The following is a 16,503-nucleotide window of genomic DNA, read 5'->3' as shown; positions in this document are numbered from 1 at the left end:
CATCATGGAAGGATATGGCAGAGGTCTTGGCAGAAGGAACGGGTTGTGAGCACCACACACGAAGAAGTGAAAGCCGACCACGGGGCGCAAAAGAAACGTCCGCTCGTCCGCGTTGAGCCGCAAAGCCACCGTGACGACGGGTCGCCCATCGCAGGTGAAGGTCAGGCGTATGTGACCCGGTCGAGCAAGCTTTTCCACACTCAATGGTGCTCGATCATGGATGGTCACTGGCGGGCCGTCAATGGAGGCATCTACGTGACCATGATTGCGGATGTGGGCCTGCGGGGACGTTGCCCGCAATGCGACCAGGACCCTGAAGCGAAGAAGCGCTCCAAATTGGAGCGGGCGGAGAAGCGGGCAGAGAGGCTGCGGCTCAAAGAAGAAGCGAAAGCCGAGCAGCGGGCAAAGGAACGTCCGCTCGTTCGCGTTGAGCCGCAAAGCCACCGTGACGATGGGTCACCTGTGGCAGGTGACGGACAGGTGTACGTGACGCGAACCGGGAAACTGTTCCACACTCAGTGGTGCTCGATCATGGATGGTCAGTGGCGGGCGGCCCAAAGAGGTATCTACGTAACCATGATGGCTGATGTGGGCCCGAGGGGACGCTGCACCCAATGCGACAGGGACCCTGAAGTGATGAAGCGCTCCAAATTCGAGCAGGCAGAATTGCGGCGACTCAACCAGGAACTGGATCAACTGGGCAGGACCATAGCGCGAACCCTCGTGGTGAAGGGACCGGAAAGGGTCAACACATTAGGCCCTCAAGTGATCCGGTTCAGGGAAACCGAGGCAGAGCTGACTGCATTGTCCGGTCGCGTCGGGGGCTCGTTTCCGTACTCATACGAAGCTCCGAACTCGTAGCTATTCCTTCATCGGACGACATCGGCCGGCTGCGAAGCTGGCGCGGGCGGTTGCGGGATTCGACCAAGTTTGTCGTGGCTTCGCTGTGCTTCAGCCGGCGATTCCGAGTTTGCCGGCTCGCCCGCCCTTGATGCCATGGTCCTTGCCGTAGCGCCACAGGATGGCGTCCATGATGCGCAGCTCGGAAATGGGTGTCTGGACCGTAGAAAGCTTGTGAATGCGCCCCAATCGTCCAGCAAGGTCGGGGTCTTCCATGAAGAGGTTGTGCCAATTCAGCCATTGGCCTTCAGAGGTGTCTTTGCCCACGACTGCCCCAATTACTTTGTCCCAGATGGGGATGAGATGCGGTCGCTTCCTCGCCATGATCTTGCTGGCTGTGGTGGCCCCGACATCCCAGCGCGTTTTGGGTGTGCGTCTCAGCTCCTGCCAGAGCAGCCATGAGGGGCTGCCCTCCCCGAGAGTGGCTTCCGCTTCCGCGACCGTGAGGTCGCTCATCTTCACGTCGGTGGGTATATCAGCCAGGAGATCCTGTATTTTCCCCGCCAACAGCTCCTCCTGCAGTCCGATGATGGCCTGGGCCGGCACTTTGACGCTGAGCATGGACACGGCGACAGCGTCGCTGTCGGTGATCCTGTCCCTCACCTGCGGGTTGTCGCCGCGGTTCGCCCATTCATCAAAGTAACTGCCGGTACTGAGCAGCCCCGTCTTTCTGGACGGTTCAAGGTAGTAGCGCCGGAGCAGTTCGGCTGCGGCTTCGAAGTTCTCTTCTTTCAGGATGGCTGGTAGTTCCACGAATCCCCCTATGGCTTCAATGCGCGGACTATGACCCTGACTGACCCTGCGACGTCGCTGGGTAGTCAGTCTGTATGGCGAACCTCAATCCCGGGGTGGTTCTCCATGACCCAGGCGGCCATCCGACGGTTCCGCGCCGCGATGAACTCCAGCGTGGCCTCCCGGTACGTCACGTACTCGTCTTTTGTGGCCGGCATCCCGGAACGCTTGAAGTTGTCGAAGGGCAGGTAGAACCGAACCTCTTCGTAGTCGGGTGTCACGAGGTCTTGAAAGTGGAAGAACTCCACAAACTCCTTGAACCCGTCGAAGAGCGCAAAGAAGTCCGCGTACGCGTTGATGACATCGGCCAGAGGGCTCTCCGGTTCTCCTGCGTAATGACGCCGGATGCACTCCAGGGTCAGATCCATCCGGTCGGCGATGAGCGACCTGAACCCCCGGGCCTGGTTCATCGTGGGTCGGTCCTTCTTCCTGACGGGCCAGATCATCGCGCTGCCGATGGTGTACGGCGGATTCAGGTAGCGGGACCGCTCGTCCTCGTTCAGCGAGGCGATGGCGTTCGCCAGAGACGCCGTACGTGACCGGGGTGGGCTGTATGAGCTCGTGATGGCGTCACTGCCGTACCAATGCCTCGCCTCGGAGGGGTCAGTGAAGATGAGGTAGCCGTCCCCACGCTTCGGCGGCGCGGTCGGTTCGAAGATGACGCCGGGTCGCAGCTCCTTGGTCCACAGCAGCTCGTGGTCCGCCCGGAGATTCGGACTGCCACTGTCCGGGTCAGTCCCTGGAGGGGTGTCGGTCATGTAATTGAACGAAGTATCGAAGACGCGCGGCTGTTGCTGCTGCGGGTATTCCGGATCACTCAAGGTTCCCCCAAAGACCAGAGTTATAAGACGAACGAACCGGTGGTTGGGTCCGCAAATGTCGCGGCCATCGGCTCTGTCCCAGACTAGGTGTCACTTCCTGATATTGAAACCCCAAGTGGCCGACTGACTCTCGGCAATGCCCATGTTCCCTGGGGTTCTGATTGTGTGCCCATGCAGCACTGCACTTTCAGGGAATTTCTCCCGTGTCCCATACGTTGCAGGACCGGTAATACCCCCTCAACAGAGAAGAGATGCACCTCCGTGGCAACCGATTACGATGAACTGCGCACCGACGTCAAGGAATCCCAGGAAAACTCCCTGGAGGCCCTGAAGTCCGCCAAAGCCCCGGATGCGAAATCCGTGGTTCAGGAGCTCGACGAGACTGACGCCCTGGACGGCCTGACCCCTGGCGGGGAGTTCATTGCCGAAGAGCTGGTCGTCCAGGTCATCCCGCAGGCTGACGATGAGTTCACCTGCTGGTCCTGCTTCCTGGTCCGCCACCGTTCGCAGAAGGCCCGTGAGAAGGACGGCCATGCCTACTGCGTCGAATGCGAAGGCTGAGCGGTTTTGGCCGGCTGTCCCGGAGCATATCTGGGACAGCATCCGCGAAGAATTTACCTTGCCGACAGCGGCAGACCTGGAGACGCATTTCCAATACCTCGGCGACCCGGAGGCCATGCGCCGGGCAGTTCGAGTATTCATCGGCGAGGGAACCTTCTGCCCAGGCTTCCAGCTCAAAGATGGGCTCTTCCACGAACCTGTGCTGCGCCTCTTTGACCAGGCGATGAGCCTGAAGATTCCTCATAACGTGTTCGCCACCTGGATGGTCAGCCCACTGCCGGCAGAAACCCGTTCCCGGCCAGTGGACATACTGGGCAGCATGACGCTGCTCCAGAGCTTCTTGGTCGCCTTTGGTGACAGGTACCGGCCGGCCGAAAAGCGCAACTAGCGGCTTGGCTCTGCCGTATCCGAAGTCAGATGGCTTCGTGGAGGGCATGGATAAATGGCTGCACATGTACCCGACCTAGCAGGCATCCTGCCCGCGGTCCAGAATCTGACGAACTTCGCGAAAAGCTTCGAAACGGCGGTTGGCACGGGCTTCCCGAACTGTCGCGACGTCGAGGGGGCCGATGCTTCATCATGGGAGCCTGGGCAGGCGGCCGGACTGCAAGTTCACTACCCATCGATGCCTGGCTTCCTTCCCGTAAGCTGTCCCCTCGGTGTGGTTCCGAGCGGCCTGGAACGTGGGCCCTGACTCAAGCAGGCTTGAACCGGGAGGCAACCGTCTCACGCATCCTCGCCACGTCAACGTCGCCGGCGGGCTTTTCTACAAGCACTTTGGCCAGTCGTTTCGGCCAGAGTACATGAATGCCATGGGTCGAGAATGCGCCTCCGATCAAGGGCCAGTCGGCTTCAACAAAGCACAGCGCCCCGGTGACCGGAACATCCCCGATAAGGTCTCGCACGACGTCGACCTGTTTGAGCACCCCATCGACCAGTTTCGTGCAATCCCGTCGGCCGACGAGGAGTTTCTCGACGCGGGGGCGAAAGATGCCACCCTCGATCTTCAGTTCAGGCCGTCCCTTGTACCTTTTGGCATCGATGACCCAGATTCCACTGCGAGTGATGGCGATGTGGTCGATGTTGGCTTTCGAGCCGGGAATGCGTCGGTCGTGAAGGACGGCCAGGCCGTCGGCGGCCAGGGCATCCAGCCGAGCGCCGAGGCGTTCCTCGCTAATCGCGCCTCGATCCCAGGACTTGGTGCTTTGGCGTTCGTCAGAGAGGGTGACTGCGATGCCGCCGAATGGACCCCATTTCTCGCGGAGCTTTTCCTCGTCTTTCGCTTTGCGACGCTCATACTCGCGTCGGGCTGACGAGCCAGCGATTCCGGACTCAGTGGACAACGAGTTATCACCAACTCGTTTCAGGTGGGGGGCTGTTTCCGGGGTCTCGGTGGCACACTCCAAGCATCGGACGGTCTTCGTCTCGCTCTCGTACATCGCTTCCGTCCCGGCCGGAAGAGATGCACCGCACAGCCGACACGCTCCGGCGTACCGGAGCCTCATCTTCTTCATGAGGACACAGGGTGGAGCATCGACACGGACCCAATCTGCTTGTAGATCACGGCGGTTAAACCGCGGATACGTTTACCATGGCTCAATCCTCGCCCACGGCATGTCAATTCCCTGCAAACCGTCCCAGGAGCTGAGTGAAAATGTCGACCGCCGGCCTTCCGGTGAGCTGTAGTGATCTACGGGCCAACGCCCGTAGGTCACTATGTCGTCTGCTGGCTGTCTGTATCCGGGAATTCACGGAGTGTGGCCGCTATGGCTCTGACTGCCGCCGGGTCTTCCGTCCAGTGCCGGGCCGTACGTGTACATGCGTGGAAGTTTTTCACTTTCGATGCTTTGGCGGCCTCAGTTAGCTCTGCCCACGCTTCCCGGAGTTCCGCTTGGAGCTCCGGTGACATGGGCGCGCTCGGGCCAGGTCCTGCGGCCACGACTGGACTTATGGGTGCCGCGGTTGCGGCTTTTCGTTGAAAAAGACTTCTAAGACCCATTTCCGAGTTCCCCCCTTTCCCCCTAATCCAAAGTATCAATGCTTTCTCAACGCGTGTGGGACCTCCGCCGGACAGCCGTCCGCTGATGCTGCAGTGGAGGCATGCTCGATTATGAAGACATCATCCTGCTTGGAAAATGCGTCCTGGTCGTCCCACGAGCATGAGGATGGCGGCTGCTGGTGCGACGAGATATGGCGTAGACCTTCGCCACGTCGTGTCGCTGGTCGGGCGGGTTAGGCGTCACGAACCCCTCTCCCAAGTGATGCATAGGCACGAACCCGAGGACAGCCACAGTCCACACCAATTCTCAACTCCGAGGTGGTTAGCGAACGTCTCTCTGAACAGCTGCGTTGCATGGGCATGCGGCGCGGAGAGGATTCGACACCCTTCGGAAGCCCGCTGAGTCAGCTTCGGCGACTACTATCTATTTCTCCTCGTCGAACCAACGATTTGTCGAAGAGACTTCATCCAGTGTTTTCAGTCGCCGGGTTCGTTCGGCGAGCAGCCGTTCTGATGCAATCTGCACGATGTCGATAGGCCAGTTCTCAGGCTCGAAGAGTATTTCTTTTGCAAGCGGGACGGTCATGCTTGCGATGATGGCATCGCTTGCCCAGCTGCCTGGCGGGAGGGCTTGACGGGCGTACTTGAACGCACCCAGTTTCAGCTTTCTCTTGGTATACGCGGCACCAACGGCTTCACGCCCGTCAGTGATTCCTGACCGAAGCAAGTCACCGAGTTTCGTTTCGAGCTCCGGTCCCACTCGCTGCTTAGTTGCGTCAGAGCCGACGATTCTCACGAGCCAGAGCGCCCTCCCGGAGAGGTCTATTTGTTTTGTTCGCAGGGCCTCCTGGAGGGCGAGTGGGCGAACCCTGCGGGCTACCGCATCCTTGCGAAGGGTATGTTCCACAATTCTGTAACGCTTCGGTGCAAGTTCTCCGACCATTCTGTCGATGATGTCCGAGAGCTCAATGAACACCTTTGCATGTGAACGCTCAAAAAGGGCCAGGATTGCAATCATGCGATCACAAGGTCCTTTGCTCGCCTCCAAATGAGTCCGCCACCACTCAGAGTTCCCACGGTTTGCACGGTATGCGACTTCTGTTGCAACCGCCTCGGACAGGTCGCTGTTAGTGTTGCGCCCCATGGATTCAATCGCCGCGTTGTCAATGCTCTCCGGTAGCGCCGACACGGCGCGGCGCAAGACATAGCCGCCGCCCCAAACCTCGGCCAACACAAGAAGCCGTTCTTGCCAGTCGACGGGCGACGACGAATCGAAGTTGTCAGGGAATGTCAAAGTAGCTCTCATAATGCGCGAGCTAAAAGAGTCACTGTTGAGCCGGGCCGCACGCTCTCGAGAAAGCATGTCTTCAGCTTGAGGCGTACGGAGGATTGCCCCAGCTGCCGCAATCTCGGCGCATTCGATCAAGATCGTTAAGTCAGTTCTTCCCAAGTCAGATCTGGTGCTGCATGCGGCCCCGTCGTTGAGTTCCCTCCTTGCTGCCTCGAGTATCTCCAAGTCTCCGCCGTCGTATCGTCCTCGGGCGAGAAGGTCTGTGAACCACTCCGAATCCTGGTCGACATTGCTAATCAGGGAGCGTAGGTGGCTAACCTGCACGCCGCCAAGAGCGTTGAAGACTCCAAGGATCGAAGCTGACTCGAACCATTCCGGGCTCAGGTCAAATTGACTCCACCACCAGCTCGCAACGTCATCCTCGGGTATTGCATGGCCCCTGAGGCAACTAGCGATTGCGTCGCGCCGCACATTGGATTCGTTTCCCTCGAGTCGCTCTTTCAAGTGGGCAACAGCTTGGGAACGGCCAGCCCGCTCCCCTAGTCTTAACGGGGCTCCGCCGCCGTCAAACAAACCATCCTCAGCGAGGAGTACCCCCGGGCCATCGAGCACAATGTTCACGGCGTCGCGGATCGTCGAGTCGGTGTGCCCCTCGTAAGTGCGATCATTGAGAATCGTGGCGGCCATTGAACGAATGATGGGCAGCGGCGATACCCGCTTGTCGACGACTCGGAAATTGTCTCGCAGCGCCCGGACTTCCCCGTCTGACAGCATGCCGATGAAGAAGCGGCAGACGTTAGCCCAATAAGGACGCTCCAACAGCGCGTCTAGCCCGTCATCCCTGGAATTGCCGTTTCCCTTAGGCGGAAGGTTCTGGAAAATGTACCAGGCGGCAAAGTACTCACGCAGGGACTGGACTTCAAACTCGAATGCGTCATCCCGCTCGACCAGGCACAGGACTCGGCTTGTGATTGCGGAATATAACGTCTCCGCAAGCTTCAATTCCTCGTTGCGCCCGGCGAGGAATTCCCGAAGGAGCGTGCGGAGTTGGTCGCGGCCGATCGCTCCCGAGCTCTCTCCTTGCTCCGCCTTCGTCTGGATATACCAGGCCAGAAACGCGTGTGTGTTCTCCACGACGCGTCTTTGATTAGCGAGCAGCGGTTCTTTGTCTTCGGTCTGTTCGCGGTCAAGGAACGTCTTCAGATACTCCCTATAGAGCTCTGTTCGCTGCTGCGGTAGGAGCTGTCTCCGGTGAAGCAAATGCAGTAGGATCGCCAGCTGCATCGGGTACGAGGCGAGTTCGTTGATGTGAGGCAAGGATTGGTTGTCCATGAAGGCTGCTTGAAGCCTTTCAGCGGACTCTTTCGAAAGTTTCGAAACCGCGACCCAGCGTTGAAGGTACTGAAGCCTCAAACCCTGGGTGAGCCGCTGCAAGAGTAGGACGGGAAATGACTTGGTTCCTGTCAGAGGCCGCAGCGAGCTCCCTGGTCGTGTTGCTACCAGAATTACCAAGTTGGCGGCGATTGGGCTGAGACGGGCTTGAACTCCCGCGATCTCCTTAGTTACACGCTCACGGAGTGGCAGGCTAGCCACTTCGTCCAGGCCGTCCAGGGCCAGCAGGACCGGTTCCGTAGCCAGCAGCACGGCCAGGTCTCGCGCTTCGAACTTATTGGCCCCGATGTGACGGCCGATGTCCTCAACGACATACTCCTCCAGGCTCCGCCAACCATCATTCACGCCGTCCCAGTGGCTGTCCCGGGATTTTCGACGTGATCGTTTCCCCTTGTGGGACCCCTTCGACGGATTTGCTTCGGCCCATTGCGCGTATTTTCGTAAGTCGACCCGCACTGGAAAACGTGCCGGCGTCGCTGCTCTCGCGAGGTCCAGATCTCCCGCTGTATAGGCGTCTTCGCCGAGCCGGCGTGCACGGTGGAACTGGCACACGTATTGGAGGACGGTCGACTTTCCCTGCCCGGGTCCACCGACGAGAACTGCGTTGCCAACCCAGTCGGGATGCAGAAGGGCCTGAGTGGCACCGGTAACCACGAAATCCGAGGGCATTTCGAGCTCTGCAGTGTCCCCGGGGTCTGCCTCTGCTATCTGTGCCAGAAATTTGGTGATGACAGAGCCGTCCCGGCGGGTGCCAATCGGCACATCAACAAACATGGAATCCACGGAAGGTCCGTGAAGGTCTGCTTGTTGGAATTGGATGATATCTTCTGCGTGGTAGCGATCCCCCAAATACGCTCGAATTGCGGTCTGTAGTTCGTTGTGCCGCTTCTGCTGCTTCTCGTGATCCGACTTGATCTTAAGGAGCCAAGCAACCGTGAACCGAGTCCCATCATCCTTATCGATCAGGGTGTGATGGGTCGGGCACAGCAACAGGAGGTTTTCATGACTGTCGACCTCCGTGTATTCGGGGTCATACCTTGCGCCCCCAGGACTCTGCGCCCGAATATGCGCCTCCTCGCCGAGGACCGTGCTCCCATTGCCTAAATCCGGTGTTTCAATAAGCTCCTGCAAACATGCAGGGTAGGCGCACTGGTTGTGCGCTCGTGCCCACAGAACCTTGCGATCCCGAATTGCGATCCCCATCCCACTCCCCAAATCGAAGGATCCCAGTGTATTTTCACAGAGACGACAGCGCGTTCATCGTGCCAGCCGCTAAGGGCCACGTCTTCACTGGCCTTCGAAGCCTCCACGGCCTCGTGTTGGCCCCTTTCGCACTAGGCCTTAGTGCTCGCGACGAAAAACGATCGCCAACCCGGCCAGGCGTTCTTCCTGAAAGTTCCTCCACCGCTCAGCAAGTTCCCGATCAACCAGCCGGTATCCGGATTCAACCGGATGCTTCACCAGCTCCACCGACTCGTAGGTCAGTCCTTCCGACTCCAAGAATGCCTTGTGCAGGTGACCTCTAGGCGGAGTGAGGTGGACGACATCGGCCATGGTCTTCTCTGGGATCATCTTCCCAGAGAGAGCACATTGAACGGGGCCGCCAGCAAAAGCTTCCGTCCGGAACCGTCGGGTAATATCCAGAGCCTCTTGTGTGAGGGCTTCAGCCACCAATGCTCGCTGCTTCGGTGGCCTCAAGACGTCGGTGTAGCTGAAGCGTACAAGCTCGTCCCGGCCCCTTTGCTTAGCGCGAAATCCCTTCGTTGTGTATCCGAGGTCCCTGTTCGAGGCGACAACCCAGCACTCAATCCCCGCGCCGACTTTATCCGTTGCCTCGGGGTGCTCTCTGGCCAAGGCTGTGAGGAGATCAGCCACCAAAGGATCGGTGACCAACGCACCGACTTCCAGCTCCTCCAGCACTGATCTAAGAAGTTGCTCGACCTCCCCCTTCTTTGAGAAGGAGAATTCGCCGACCACATACTTTGCCATTGCGCCTCACTTCTTTCTTCGAATCATTTGCGGCTCTAACCATCATCTCCGACACTGGGCGCGAGACACCGCAAGGTGACCTGTGTCCGGGAGGACACAGGTCACCTTGCGGTCTTTCACCGTAGGAAGCCTTCATCGCCGCGTCAAGGTCCCGAGCTCAGCGCTTGCACCTCGCCTACGGCTAGCCCGGGCAATAGCTCGGCCGCGCCGGGCAGGCGCTGCTCCCGCGCGCATGTTTCACGGTAAGTCGGTCGCCGCTCGCATGGCTTTACGCATACATGGTTAAGGACATAGACCCGGAGGAAAGCGAATAACGGTGTGAGCGAGGGTGCTGCGATTCTTGCATTATCAGGCAGAACGGTGCGAACACCACATGAACACCAGGGTCGGACTTCTTCCTGCTTAGGCGCATGGACGCGCCGGGAGACAGGAGCCGCGGCATGGACGGATAATGAGCGGCTATGGAACCAAATGCTGAGGTTCCCGCGGTCCCTGTCCAGGGGAAGAGTGGGCCTCGCCTGGTTCAGTTGATGTCCGCGCGACGCATGCCGGGCCTCGGCATATCCAAGGGTTCTTGCCAGTCCGGTCTGCATGACGAAAGAAAGAACCCCGACAGCCGGGGCTGTCGGGGTTCCGTCGAGGCCTGTCAGGAGCCGCTGATCTTCCCTGCCGCGATGAGCTGCTGGGCGCGATGCTGCTGCTCATCGTCGCCAAAGCGCGTCACCGCCGTCATCAGATCCATGCCATCCTCAAGTCCGCCATAGATCTCCTCCAGCCGCTCGCGCGAGCCGCCGAGCAAGTTGATGCCGCCCAGCGCGTTGATCTGCTCGAGCTGCAGGTAGGCGCGGTACACGAGGTCGACGTGTACACCGTCATCGGCGGTGAAGGGGTTCGGGACGTAGTCGGCGTCCGGCGTAAGGCCATCCGTGTCGAGGCCCAACTGGGCCAGCTCGTTCTTGTTCATGGATGCTTCTCCTTGGTTTTGGGACTGTCACTCGGCTGTGACGACTCTCGATCTGAGACGGTCAGGATGCCCCCGGCCGGGCTCCGCCTGGCTGGAACGCCTGCGGGCCGACCATGATGATCACATTGATTTGGACGTCACTTACCTGGCGTACCAGGACGTCATCGACGCCTTTCAGCATACCGATGGGTGGACCAGCAAGCGTGGCAGGAAAGCGTAAAGACCATGTGTGCGCGCCCTGCTGACATCGAAATTCTGGCTGATTGGTGGACGGTAACCAGGATCGGTCCGACCAGCTCTGGGGTTCTCGTGGGTACCGCAGACCTACAAATTCCGTTGCATGTCCTCCAGAATGGGGATACACCAGGGCTAGGCTGGCGGAACACAAAGTCGGAGGAGGATCCCCTGAAGCGCAGAACCGGGTTGTTAGCGGCCAGGAATACTGCCCACAGGGGCGGGGAAGCCCGGGTCAACCGCCGCTTCGAAGCGTTTCGCGAGGTCCGCCGGCTATTGAACGGTGACCCGGTGGTATCTAGGCGAGGCTCTAGCTGCGCTTTTCGAGCGGACGATACCTGTCGCCGAGCATGCGCGCCCAGGCACAGGGGCGCGCATGCTGTACCTTCTCGTCACTGGAGACAGTCCCTGTCCGGGTCCGCCTAATGAATTCCGGCCGCAGCGGGGGCGTTGGCCTGTGCCGCGGTTCGGGAAGGCAAGGTAGCTGCAGCCAGTATTCCTGCAGCCACCAGCAGCCCAGCCGCGACGGCAAGTGCGCTGCCGTATCCGGCGACCAGTTGGCCTGCCTCGGTGACGGCCGAATGCTGGCTGCTGTTGCTGACCGTTGCAGCAACGCCTGCCAAAACGGCCAGTCCGAGGGCAACGCCGATTTGCTGGGCCGAGTTCAGCAGCGCAGAGGCAATTCCGGCCTCGGTTTCCTTCGTGTGATATACGGCGGCCTGGGTCAGGGCGATAATGCCGAGACCGAACCCAAGGGCGAGGATGAACATGGCCGGTGCCAGGTGCAGCCAGTAGTTCGTGTTTACCTGGATGAAGGAGAACCAGAAGGCAGCCCCGGCACTGAGCAGTGCCCCCGCTGCTGCGATGAGGCGCGTGGCCATCTTCAGCAGCAGCTTAGGCGCGGCCCCTGCCCCGAGCACCAGCCCTGCCGCGAACGGCAGCCAGCTGGCACCGGTCCGCAGAGGGCCGTAATGCTGAACCTGCTGGAGATAGAGGGTGATCACGTAGAAGCTGCCCATGGGACCAATGGCTAGCAGCAGCATGGAGGCGTATGCGCCAGCGCGGCCACGGTCCCGGAACAGCCCCAGTGGGACCAGCGGCGTGCTGCTGCGGGATTGCAGGGCGATGAAGGCAGCCAGCAGCAGGGCTGCAGCGGCTACCAGACCAAGGCCCAGAGGGTCAGCGAAACCCTCCTCGCCAAAGCGGGTAATTGCGTACACCAGGGCGACCATGCCGCTGGTTCCCAATACGGCGCCCCTGACATCGAGACTCCCGGCGTGCCGTCCTGCGCTCACCAAGGTCCGGCTGCCCAGGAGCACGAGGATGCCGATGGGTACGTTGATGAAAAAGACCCACCGCCAGCCGAGGGTGTCGGTCAGGCCGCCACCAAGAAGCAATCCCACCACAATTCCGAGAGCGGACATCGCGCCGTACAGCGACAGGGCTGCATCACGGGTCTTGCGTTCGGAGAAGGTTGTCGCAATGAGGGCCAGGGCGTTGGGCGCAACCAGTGCTGCTCCCAGCCCCTGAACCGCTCGGGCGGCGATGAGGGTCTCGCTGTTGGGGCCAAGACCCCCGGCCAGCGATGCGATGACGAAGAGGGCGAGACCGGCCTGCAATGCATGCCGCCGTCCGTAGAGATCGCCAAGCCGACCGCCCAGGAGCAGCAGAGCCCCGAACGTGAGGTTATAAGCATTCACAATCCAGGGCAGATGCACGGCGTTCACCCCGAGTTCCTGCTGGATGCTAGGCAACGCGATGTTCACGATGGAGTCGTCGAGCACCAGCATCAGCTGTGCGGTCGCGATCACCAGCAACGGGACCAATCCGCGCCGCTGTCCTGTTTTTCCGGTCATAGCATGTCCTCTACAAATTGGCGGGCAGCAGAGCCCGCAGAAAGTTCAGGGGGTACCCGAGTCGGGTGTTTTTTGGGGTTGCGCGGCCTGCTGGGGTTCGGGTGGACCCCGCTGGCCAGTTGTGGAGGGATTCATTCGCCCGCGGGCGCGCTTCGATGCCTCCTGTTTCGGGAGGGGGCGCCAACTTCTGGGCCGTTTTTGCGGCGTGAAGTTCCAGGGAATTACTAGCCGCTAACCACGTAACCGGCGGCAATGACGGCTTGGCGTACAGCAGCCGCGGCGGCTTTGCCGCCCATCAGGAGGCGGGAAAGGCCACCAGGAACGAGCTCAATAGCCACAGAATCCACTCCCTCAAGGACCAGGACGGCCTTCTCGACTGTCTGGGCACAATGCCGGCAGGTTAGGCCCTCGAGAGTGAGCTCAGCAGCGGAGGAGGTGGGCTGCGAAAAGACGTTGGCTGTGCAGCAACTGCATCCCGCACTCGAGGCGAGGGGAAGCTCAGTGCGGTTTCCAGATTCAAACATGTCAGTTTCCATTCCTTGATGGAGCATCAATGGGCGCTGGGGTTGACGGGCCGTGAAAGCGGGTGTTGGCACCGGCCGGGACATGCCTTGTCACTGACAACGCATCCACTATACCCCCCGGGGGTATAGTGGATGCGTGGGTAGATTTGAGCGCCGTTTATGCGTGCCTGCGGTATGGGGGTCAGTACAGCTTTCGTACTTGTCCGGTAGAGAGAGCAGGTCGCTGAATTGAAACAAGGCGTCACTGCGGACGCTTTACACGACGAAGGAGCAGAGGAAGAACTATGGCTGTAGACCTCACACGTATGCAGAAGGCCAATTTTGTCGACGAGGACAAGTACGAACTCATTACTATCGGGCGGATCACGAAAAGGATGGTGACCCTTGACGGGGCCAGCGCCCTTCTCGTCCGTTTCCCGGTGGGAGCATCAGTGACGGAGGATGCGGTCAAGACCGGAATTCTCGACACGGATATGTGTCCCATGCCGCATGTCGCCTACATCCTGGAAGGCAGTTTGGGGGTGCGCCAGCGTACCGGATCCGAGGAGGAATTCTCAGCCGGAGATCTTATGATGCTGCCGCCGGAGCATGAAGCATGGACCGTCGGGGACAGGGACTGCGTCTTTATCGAATTCATGCGTGGGACCAGTGACGTCTACGACTACTGGCCGGAGCACTGAGCGGGCGCGTAGGCGCCATGTGAAGTGCGGGCACGATGAGCGCTGAAGATAGCGCTCATCATGCCACGTCTCCCGTTGGGCAAGTCGCCGCGCCTAACGGGAGGCGTGCCAGAAGTCATCATCTAACTGTTCGCCGGCTTCGTCCCAGAGGGGATGGCGGCGCTGTAACATCGAGGGTGTCGACGACAGTCAGGCTGCCTACTTCCGTCGTCGGCGGTCTGCCTGTTCGACCAGTTCCGTAATCCATGGCCGATGTCCGCGTCGAAATTCCATCCACTCAGGCAGGCCCTGAATAGAGGGGCCGGACCTATCGATGTCGATGGTGATCCGGCCGCCACCCACAGGTGCGTTGGTGATGTGCAGATCACCATAGGCTTCCGGAAGCACAGGATCCATCCACAGTCCCCGACGGGAGACATGAACGTCGTACCGCATCAGGTTCGTCACCAGGAGGATCGGGGCCGTTGCTGCCCAAGCCTGGGGCGAACACGCCGTTGGATAGGGTACGGGTTCGGCGAACTGATCACGGCTGAAGCCGCAGAAGAGCTCGGGCAAGCGCCCGCCCGAGAATTCGGCGGCTTCCAATATCGCAGTGGTAATGCGCTGTGCTTCCGCCACGAAGCCGTATCGCAACAGACCGGCAGCGATGATTGCATTGTCGTGGGGCCATACCGAGCCGTTGTGATAGCTGGCCGGGTTATATGCGCCCATGTTGCTGGCCAAGGTCCGTATACCCCAGCCGCTGAACATCTCCGGAGACATAAGCCGCTCGGCAACCTGCGGAGCCTTGTCCTCGTCTACGAGTCCGTAGACCAGACAGTGGCCCATGTTGGAAGCACACGCGTCCACCTGTCGCTTCCTGCCGTCGAGTGCGATTGCATAGTACCCCCGGTCCGGCATCCAGAACTGCTCGTTAAATCTCCGCTTCAGTTCCGCCGCCCGATCGGCGAGATCATCTCCCCGTGCCGTGTCGCCCGCGTCGTATGCCATCCAGGCACGCGCGGTATACGCAGCATAGACATAGGCCTGGACTTCACAGAGCGCGATCGGGGGCTCCGCAAGTGTTCCATCGGCAAAATTGATGCCGTCCCAGGAGTCTTTCCAGCCTTGGTTTATCAGGCCCTGGTCGTTGAGCCGTTCATATTCGACGAAACCGTCGCCGTCCTTGTCCCCGTAGTGACGTATCCATTCCAGGGCGCGGTCCGCGTGGGGCAGCAAACCGGCGATAATATCTGCTCCGAATCCCCACCGGCTGACGGCTCCGAGCACATCCACAAATAACGGAGTCGCGTCGACGCTCCCGTAGTAGGCTGATTTGCCTCCAAGGGCCAAACCGGCATTGAGGCTAAGCCTTACTTCGTGCAGGATCTTGCCGGGCTCCTCCTCGGTCAGCGGGTCCACGATGGTTCCTTGCCGGTCCGCCAGCGTCTGCAGCGTCCCCAAAGCCAGTGAGGGATCCACCGGTAACGCCATTTCCGAGGCCCACAGGGAATCCCGGCCAAAGAGCGTCATGAACCACGGCGCACCTGCCGCCACCACAACGCGTTCGGGATGATCCGGATCCTCGATCCGGAGGGCACCCAAGTCGTCGTAGCTCCGCCGTAACGTACGCTCAATGGATCGGTTACCCATGCGAACGACGGGAATCCTGGCAACCCATTCCTTGCGGCGCCGGTCACTGGGGGACAACTCCTCCCCCTCAGGGTGGACAAGGGTGGCGCTCCGGCCAGAGCCTTCAACCTCAACCCGGGCACTGACGACAGCGCTCCAGTCCCCTTGCGGTGGGACAGATACCAGAAAGGTGACCCCCTCCGGCTTCACCTCTGCTCCCGGAGCCTGAATGACGACCCGTTTTCGCATGCCTTGCCAGACACCGGAAATGGTCAGCTGGTCCCCATCCACGTACCGGGTTGCGTCCCACGCACGCTGGATCCGGGCTTCCTTCACTTCAAAAAGGTCCGCGAAGTCAGCTTCAACCTCGAGGGAAATCGCGCATTCGACGGGTTTGGTTGAATAATTGCGGACGGTAAGTCGCTCCTGAATACCCGCGCCGACTTCCCGCAGGCGCTCCACGATCAGCGGGCTGTCGGCATATCCGTCGGAACGGGGAACGCGACCTGCAAACAGGGCCCGGAACGGCTCGCGCGTCTCGGCAGCGAGGGACTCAAGCGGATGACTGTTGACTGTCAGGTTCCAGCGGGACAGGAATCGGGTGTCCTGCACGAACAGGCCATGCGGGTGCTCGGGATGAATGTCGCCATTGGGCAAAGAAATGCAGAACGAGGTTTCCTCGACCAGGGTGACGGTCCCTGCCCCTACTGGGCCGGCAGCCGTGTCAGCATTCCATCCAGCCATCCTGGTTCCTCCAAGAAAGCAGCGCCGGCACAACGTGGTCTCTTAGACACGCTTGGGCGACGGCACCTCTGTTTACTTGACCCTACTCTCCCCCGGCTAAGGGGTGTAGACCCTGTTTCATATCCCTGCATGGCATCCAGAAACA

General features: G+C 60.2%; 13 protein-coding genes. 4 read left to right on the top strand and 9 right to left on the bottom strand.

The genetic code is table 11. From position 1 onward, the window contains the following. The first annotated feature begins 45 nt into the window (after nucleotides 1-45). Nucleotides 46-861 (top strand): hypothetical protein, encoded by an 816-nt coding sequence (locus tag ABIE00_RS08160; protein ID WP_354258916.1) that lies wholly within the window; start codon nucleotides 46-48, stop codon nucleotides 859-861. Nucleotides 862-951: 90 nt separating this feature from the next. On the opposite strand, the gene ABIE00_RS08155 is transcribed toward ABIE00_RS08160, so the two are convergent. Continuing rightward, nucleotides 952-1,653 carry a DUF6308 family protein gene (locus tag ABIE00_RS08155; RefSeq protein ID WP_354258913.1) on the bottom strand — a complete coding sequence of 234 codons (702 nt, stop codon included), beginning with the start codon at nucleotides 1,651-1,653 and terminating at the stop codon, nucleotides 952-954. Nucleotides 1,654-1,718: 65 nt separating this feature from the next. Then, a complete protein-coding gene (locus tag ABIE00_RS08150) occupies nucleotides 1,719-2,513 on the bottom strand; it encodes a DUF6994 family protein (protein ID WP_354258910.1) in 795 nt (264 codons plus the stop codon). A gap of 261 nt (nucleotides 2,514-2,774) precedes the next feature. On the opposite strand from ABIE00_RS08150, the gene ABIE00_RS08145 reads away from it, so the two are divergent. Beyond that, nucleotides 2,775-3,074: a DUF4193 domain-containing protein gene (locus tag ABIE00_RS08145; protein WP_354258907.1), complete on the top strand. Its 300-nt coding sequence runs from the start codon at nucleotides 2,775-2,777 to the stop codon at nucleotides 3,072-3,074. Then, nucleotides 3,046-3,462: a hypothetical protein gene (locus tag ABIE00_RS08140; protein ID WP_354258904.1), complete on the top strand. Its 417-nt coding sequence runs from the start codon at nucleotides 3,046-3,048 to the stop codon at nucleotides 3,460-3,462. The genes ABIE00_RS08145 and ABIE00_RS08140 overlap by 29 nt, the downstream gene beginning before the upstream one ends. A 307-nt stretch (nucleotides 3,463-3,769) precedes the next feature. On the opposite strand, the gene ABIE00_RS08135 is transcribed toward ABIE00_RS08140, so the two are convergent. The 6 genes from ABIE00_RS08135 to ABIE00_RS08110 all read right to left on the bottom strand — a co-directional run bounded on the left by ABIE00_RS08135 (nucleotide 3,770) and on the right by ABIE00_RS08110 (nucleotide 13,323). After that, the gene (locus ABIE00_RS08135; protein ID WP_354258901.1) at nucleotides 3,770-4,588 is read right to left on the bottom strand and encodes a nuclease-related domain-containing protein; all 819 of its coding nucleotides are present in this window, start codon (nucleotides 4,586-4,588) and stop codon (nucleotides 3,770-3,772) included. 909 nt (nucleotides 4,589-5,497) lie between these two features. After that, complete coding sequence (locus tag ABIE00_RS08130) at nucleotides 5,498-8,887, bottom strand: HNH endonuclease (protein WP_354258898.1); 3,390 nt, start codon at nucleotides 8,885-8,887, stop codon at nucleotides 5,498-5,500. Nucleotides 8,888-9,097: 210 nt separating this feature from the next. Further along, a complete protein-coding gene (locus ABIE00_RS08125) occupies nucleotides 9,098-9,745 on the bottom strand; it encodes a hypothetical protein (RefSeq protein ID WP_354258895.1) in 648 nt (215 codons plus the stop codon). A 646-nt stretch (nucleotides 9,746-10,391) separates the two neighbouring features. After that, nucleotides 10,392-10,709: a hypothetical protein gene (locus ABIE00_RS08120; protein WP_133830821.1), complete on the bottom strand. Its 318-nt coding sequence runs from the start codon at nucleotides 10,707-10,709 to the stop codon at nucleotides 10,392-10,394. 656 nt (nucleotides 10,710-11,365) lie between these two features. Next, nucleotides 11,366-12,799: an MFS transporter gene (locus tag ABIE00_RS08115; protein WP_166183129.1), complete on the bottom strand. Its 1,434-nt coding sequence runs from the start codon at nucleotides 12,797-12,799 to the stop codon at nucleotides 11,366-11,368. Nucleotides 12,800-13,023: 224 nt separating this feature from the next. Then, nucleotides 13,024-13,323: a heavy-metal-associated domain-containing protein gene (locus ABIE00_RS08110; RefSeq protein ID WP_133830822.1), complete on the bottom strand. Its 300-nt coding sequence runs from the start codon at nucleotides 13,321-13,323 to the stop codon at nucleotides 13,024-13,026. A gap of 284 nt (nucleotides 13,324-13,607) precedes the next feature. Here ABIE00_RS08110 and ABIE00_RS08105 point away from each other — a divergent pair, with 284 nt between their 5' ends. After that, nucleotides 13,608-14,003 (top strand): cupin domain-containing protein, encoded by a 396-nt coding sequence (locus tag ABIE00_RS08105; protein WP_133830823.1) that lies wholly within the window; start codon nucleotides 13,608-13,610, stop codon nucleotides 14,001-14,003. Between the two features lie 198 nt (nucleotides 14,004-14,201). Here ABIE00_RS08105 and ABIE00_RS08100 read toward each other — a convergent pair whose 3' ends face one another. Continuing rightward, complete coding sequence (locus tag ABIE00_RS08100) at nucleotides 14,202-16,358, bottom strand: amylo-alpha-1,6-glucosidase (protein WP_285319834.1); 2,157 nt, start codon at nucleotides 16,356-16,358, stop codon at nucleotides 14,202-14,204. Between the last annotated feature and the right edge of the window lie 145 nt (nucleotides 16,359-16,503).

The organism is Arthrobacter sp. OAP107, from assembly GCF_040546765.1.
Classification (GTDB): Bacteria; Actinomycetota; Actinomycetes; order Actinomycetales; family Micrococcaceae; genus Arthrobacter.
Note: the sequence above shows the minus strand (reverse complement) of the source record. Positions and strands in the feature narration are given on the sequence as shown.